This window comes from Arthrobacter sp. HMWF013, assembly GCF_003061105.1.
Taxonomy (GTDB): domain Bacteria; phylum Actinomycetota; class Actinomycetes; order Actinomycetales; family Micrococcaceae; genus Arthrobacter.
The window spans coordinates 1-3,372 of the sequence record NZ_QAIQ01000035.1 but is presented as its reverse complement, the minus strand read 5'-3'; the positions used below and the strand labels follow the sequence as shown (position 1 = coordinate 3,372).

The 3,372-nt window shown below is 65.2% G+C and carries 3 protein-coding genes and 2 pseudogenes; 4 read left to right on the top strand and 1 reads right to left on the bottom strand.

The window, feature by feature from the left end; genetic code table 11:
• Both DBR22_RS24265 and DBR22_RS01745 read left to right on the top strand, forming a co-directional pair.
• Positions 1 to 222, top strand: a pseudogene (locus tag DBR22_RS24265) (4-hydroxybenzoyl-CoA thioesterase); the annotation flags it as partial.
• A 127-nt stretch (positions 223 to 349) separates the two neighbouring features.
• Positions 350 to 775 carry a thioredoxin family protein gene (locus DBR22_RS01745; RefSeq protein ID WP_108597514.1) on the top strand — a complete coding sequence of 142 codons (426 nt, stop codon included), beginning with the start codon at positions 350 to 352 and terminating at the stop codon, positions 773 to 775.
• A gap of 91 nt (positions 776 to 866) precedes the next feature.
• On the opposite strand, the gene DBR22_RS01740 is transcribed toward DBR22_RS01745, so the two are convergent.
• Entirely contained in the window at positions 867 to 1,145 is a 279-nt protein-coding gene (locus DBR22_RS01740; protein ID WP_108597513.1) for a putative quinol monooxygenase, read from the bottom strand.
• Positions 1,146 to 1,187: 42 nt separating this feature from the next.
• On the opposite strand from DBR22_RS01740, the gene DBR22_RS01735 reads away from it, so the two are divergent.
• Together DBR22_RS01735 and DBR22_RS01730 are read left to right on the top strand one after the other, a co-directional pair.
• Positions 1,188 to 2,864: an AMP-binding protein gene (locus tag DBR22_RS01735; protein WP_108597507.1), complete on the top strand. Its 1,677-nt coding sequence runs from the start codon at positions 1,188 to 1,190 to the stop codon at positions 2,862 to 2,864.
• 138 nt (positions 2,865 to 3,002) lie between these two features.
• A pseudogene (locus tag DBR22_RS01730) lies at positions 3,003 to 3,372 on the top strand (hypothetical protein); the annotation flags it as partial.

Sequence of the window (3,372 nt, the reverse complement as noted above, 5' to 3'; positions counted from 1 at the left end):
GAGCAGCGCATGGTGGCCGACGGCGAGATCTACGCCCGCGCGTACATCGCCACCCGCCTGGTCAGCAAGGGCAAACCCGTCAGCCAGGAGGAGATTTTGCGTGAGTTCGGCCAGCCGCCGGCGGGCCTTGAGCTCCCTGAATGGATCCACGAATGGCGCGAAACGAACGCCCTCCCCGGCAGCCGGACGCCGGCCCCGCACGTGTGGGAAACCGTGGGTTGACGGCCGGCGGCCAGGCTCGCAGACGCCCCCTGTACACGGACTTTCGTCCTTATTCCCGATGACGCGGGAAGCGAACAGCGGACCCCTGGCCGCGACATCCGCGGCACGCTCGCGTACCGTTGAAGCCATGGCTACCGTAGATATCACAGGTGAACAGTTCGCATCGACCATCGAGGGCAATGACATAGTCCTGGTGGATTTCTGGGCTGAGTGGTGCGGTCCGTGCAAGCAGTTTGGGCCCACCTACAAGGCAGTTTCGGAGAAGCACGCCGACGTCCTGTTCGCGAAGGTGGACACCGAGGCCGAGCAGCAGCTCGCCGCCGAGGCCGGAATTACGTCCATCCCCACGCTGATGGCCTTCCGCGAAAAAGTCCTGGTGTTCTCCCAGCCCGGCGCCCTGAACGCCCAGCAGCTCGAACAGGTGGTTGACGCGGTCAAGGCCCTGGACATGGACGAGGTCCACGCCCACGTGGCGCGCTCGCAGGCGGAAGCCACTGCAGCTGCCGGCACGTCCGCCGGTCCGCAGGACGGCACGCAGATCCCGGACGCCTGACCCGCCCTTAACTCCAACGCGGGGTCACTTTCCGCCCAATAACTTCGGTTGTTCGGGCGAAAAGTGACCCCGCGTTGTTGTTCGCGGACGGCTAGATGCGCTCCACCTTGACCGGTTCGGCCAGCAGGGCGCTCAGCGACTCGTTCAGGTCCTGGACGGCTGTGCCCTTGGAGTGCTTTTCCAGATCCTCTTCCGACGCCCACTGCTCGGTCAGAACCAGCTTCTCCTCCGTGGCCTCGGTCAGCTCGTACCGGATGCAGCCCGGCTCATTCACCACCTCGTCGATGGCGATTTCCAGGGCGAGCTTCACGCGGAAGAACTCGCCCTCGTTGGGGATGAACGTGGCTTTTAGGTCAATGGGTGTGGTCATGGATTTCACAATACCGGGCAGCCCAGGGTGTAGCGTGCCTTCATGCGCGCTTACACAGCCGGGGACACTGACGTCCCGTTGCTCGAAGAGACCATCGGTGCGAACTTCGAGCGGGCGGTGGCCGGATTCCCCTTCCATGACGCGCTGATCGAGGCGGCGGCAGTTCCGGGCGCTGACGCACGCCGCTGGAGCTACACCAAAATGAACGACGACGTCGATCGCCTCGCGCGTGCGCTCCTCGCCTTGGGCGTTGCCAAGGGTGACCGGGTGGGCATCTGGAGCCCGAACTGTGCGGAATGGACCATCCTGCAGTACGCCACCGCCAAGGCCGGCGCCATCCTGGTGAACGTGAACCCGGCCTACCGGAGCCACGAGCTGGAGTTTGTGGTGCGGCAGAACGGCATGCGGATGCTGGTGGCTGCGCCGTCGGACCGCACTGCCGATTACGTGGGGATGGCACGTCAGGCGCTGGCAACCTGCCCGGACCTCCGCGAACTGGTTTTCCTGCCGGACTCCGGAACGGAGGGGCTCGACGCCGGCGTCCCCCAACGTGACGAAGAACTGACGTACGCCGAGCTGCTCAAGAGGGCTGACGACGTCGGGCATTCCGGCCTCAAGACGCGGATGGCTGAACTGGATCCGCACGACCCCATCAACCTGCAGTACACCTCCGGGACCACCGGCTTTCCCAAAGGTGCCACGCTGACGCACCACAACATCCTGAACAACGGGTACTCGATCGGCGAACTGCTCGGCTACACGGAGCATGACCGCGTGGTCATCCCGGTGCCGTTCTACCACTGCTTTGGGATGGTGATCGGGAACCTTGCGGCGCTCAGCCACGGCGCCGCCACCATCATTCCCGGCCGCGGCTTCAACCCGGCCGCAGCGCTGGAAGCGGTCCAGGACTTCGGCGGAACCTCCCTCTACGGCGTCCCCACCATGTTCATAGCCGAGCTGGCACTGCCTGACTTCGCCTCCTACGACCTTTCAACGCTCCGGACCGGCGTCATGGCGGGCTCGCTGTGCCCCATCGAGGTGATGAACCGGGTCATTTCCGGGATGAACATGAAGGATGTGGCCATCTGCTACGGCATGACAGAGACCTCGCCCGTGTCCACGATGACCCGCAAGGGCGACACGCTCCAGCAGCGAACGGAGACAGTGGGCCGCACCATGCCGCAGCTGGAAAGCCGGGTTGTGGATCCGGGCACGGGCGAGGTACTGGAGCGCGGCCGGATCGGCGAGCTGTGCACCCGCGGCTACGCGGTGATGCAGGGCTACTGGGACCAGCCCGACAAGACTGCGGAGGCCATTGATGCTGACGGCTGGATGCACACCGGGGATCTCGCCCGGATGGACGCGGACGGCTATGTGGTGATCGAGGGCCGGATCAAGGACATGGTGATCCGCGGCGGCGAGAACATCTATCCGCGCGAGGTCGAGGAGTTCCTGTTCAGCCACCCCTCGATCCAGGATGTGCAGGTGATCGGCGTGCCGGATGCCAGGTACGGAGAGGAGCTGATGGCCTGCATCATCCTCAAGCCTGGGGCGGAACCGCTGGACGCCGCCGCCGTCGCCGAGTTCTGCCGCGGCCAGCTGGCCCACTACAAGATCCCGCGGTACGTGGACATCCGCGAAAGTTTCCCCATGACGGTTTCGGGGAAGATCCGCAAGGTGGAGATGCGCGAGGAAGCGGTGGCCCGGCTCGGCCTCTGACCACCAAAGCAACGCGGGGTCACTCCCGGCCCGATAATCGAGGTATATCGGGCGCGGAGTGACCCCGCGTTGCCTGGTCTGGGGTTGACCTGTGGATAACTTCTGAAGAGAATCCTGCCAGGGTGCAGACTGGGTGCCATGGTCACCGCGAAGCCACTTCCCGAGGAGCTCTCCAAGCTGCCATTCACGGTCTACCAGGCACGCGCCCTGGATGTTGCACCCAACCGCCTGCGGGCCAAGGACCTTATGGGGGCAGGGCGGCTGATCCGGACGCACGTGGGACAGGACCTTTCCTTGGTGGACCGGGCCCGGGTGCTCTGCGCTGCCACTCCGGACGCCTGGTTGTCCCACGAGACAGCGGCCGCTTTCTTCGACCTGGGCCTTCCTCCCTGGCTGAGCCAGGAGCCGCGCTTCCACCTCAGCAAGCCGCACGGATTGCCCAGGGTGCGGCGGGCCGGCGTCGTCGGTCACCGGGTGCACGTGATTCCTGGCGAAGTCGTGGAGATAG

Excerpts from the sequence above, each read along its gene's own strand:
- DBR22_RS01745 (WP_108597514.1), top strand. The coding sequence starts at position 350 with ATGGCTACCGTAGATATCACAGGTGAACAGTTCGCATCGACCATCGAG.
- DBR22_RS01735 (WP_108597507.1), top strand. The coding sequence starts at position 1,188 with ATGCGCGCTTACACAGCCGGGGACACTGACGTCCCGTTGCTCGAAGAG.
- DBR22_RS01740 (WP_108597513.1), bottom strand. The coding sequence starts at position 1,145 with ATGACCACACCCATTGACCTAAAAGCCACGTTCATCCCCAACGAGGGC.